Annotated in this window: 1 protein-coding gene; it reads right to left on the bottom strand. The window is 71.4% G+C overall.

Annotated features, from left to right (window positions below; translation table 11 throughout):
* Positions 1-107: 107 nt before the first annotated feature.
* Positions 108-1163, bottom strand: coding sequence for a lipid II:glycine glycyltransferase FemX (locus tag DEIPI_RS0113575; protein WP_027482118.1), 1056 nt, complete (start codon positions 1161-1163; stop codon positions 108-110).
* Between the last annotated feature and the right edge of the window lie 223 nt (positions 1164-1386).

Raw genomic sequence — 1386 nt, 5'->3', positions numbered from 1 at the left:
CGAGGCGAGGTCCGCGTCGGGCACGCCGTGCGCGAGCAGGCCGAGCTCGCGCAGCGCGAGCGAGGCGCCCTGCGGGTACCCGAGCAGCGCGAGCGGCGACTCCACGGTCACAGGACGTCCTGGGTGGTGCCGCGCCTGCGGTAGTTGTTGAGGTCCTTGCGCAGACGCAGCGCGCGCTTCACGAAGGGCGCGAGCGGACTCAGGGCGTACTCGTACCCGGGGTACCAGATCTTGTCGCCGCCGAAGTTCTCCTTCATCCTGAACACGCCGAAGCTGTGCTTGCTCTCGTCGAGCGCGCGCGGGATGCCCCAGAAGTCGAAGAAGCGGTAGCCGCGCCGCTTGGCGTCGAGCATCGCGTGCCAGTAGAAGGCGGTGGGGGCCTGCACGTCCTGGCGCTTCTCCCCGTCCGCGGTGGGTCGGTCGTCCTTGATGGAGCCGCCGTACAGGTAGTACGTGCCGCCGCCCATCGCGAGGAAGAAGCCCCCGGCGAGGGCGCGGCCCTCGTGACGCGCGAGGACGAGGTAGGCCTCGCCGCCGAAGCGGTTCGCCTCGCGCAGCATCGTCTCGTAGTACGCGCGGGGGAACGCGCCGAGCTTCGCGCGTTCGTTCGTGGACGTGAAGATCTCCCAGAACGCCTCGAAGTCGTCGTCGCGGCCCGCCGTCACGCCGAGCTTGGCGCTCTTCTTGACGTTGCGCCGCGCCATGTGGTGGAGGTTCGCGAGGAGCTCGTCCTCGCTCCTCGTGAGGTCGACGGCGATGGTGTGCTCGGGCTGCTCGGCCTCCGCGCGCTTCCAGGGGCCGATCTCGTCGGGCAGGAGATGCGCGTCCCGCGGGAAGGGCGGCTCGATCAGGACGCGGACGTCCGTCGGCCGCGCGATGGCCTTGATGGCGCTCGCGACCTCCGGGAGCCTCGTGATGTCGTCGAGGACGGGGCCGCGCGGGGCGTACAGCAGGCTCAGGCCGGGCGCGAGCGGCTTGCGCAGCAGCTGCAGCGCGCCGACGGTGCGGCCGCCGTCACGGATGAGGTAGCGGGTGGGGACGTGACCGAGCAGACGGCGGGCCTCGCCGTACCCCCAGCCCTGCAGGGCGCTGGTGACGGGGAGGGAGCGGACGACGTCGTCGTACGCGGCGGGATCGTCCGTGAGGTGGAGCGCGAGTGGCACGTTGGGATTCTACAGCGTGGAGCGGCGCGCGCACGGCCCGGACATGAGAGGCGAACCGCCGGGTTCCCTTTCCGCCTCTCCCACCTGGGCTTCAGACCGCCCGTGAGGTTATGCACTAGAGTGGAGCGATGAAAACTCTCCTCGTGAGCCTCGTGCTGCTGGCCGGCACGGCGTCGGCGCAGACCGCGCCCGCGCAGCCCTCGACGCCCGCCGCGCCCGCCCA

Source organism: Deinococcus pimensis DSM 21231, from assembly GCF_000519345.1.
In the GTDB taxonomy this organism is placed as follows: Bacteria; Deinococcota; Deinococci; order Deinococcales; family Deinococcaceae; genus Deinococcus_A; species Deinococcus_A pimensis.
The sequence above is the reverse complement of the archived record's forward strand: the minus strand, read 5'-3'. Positions and strand labels throughout refer to the sequence as shown.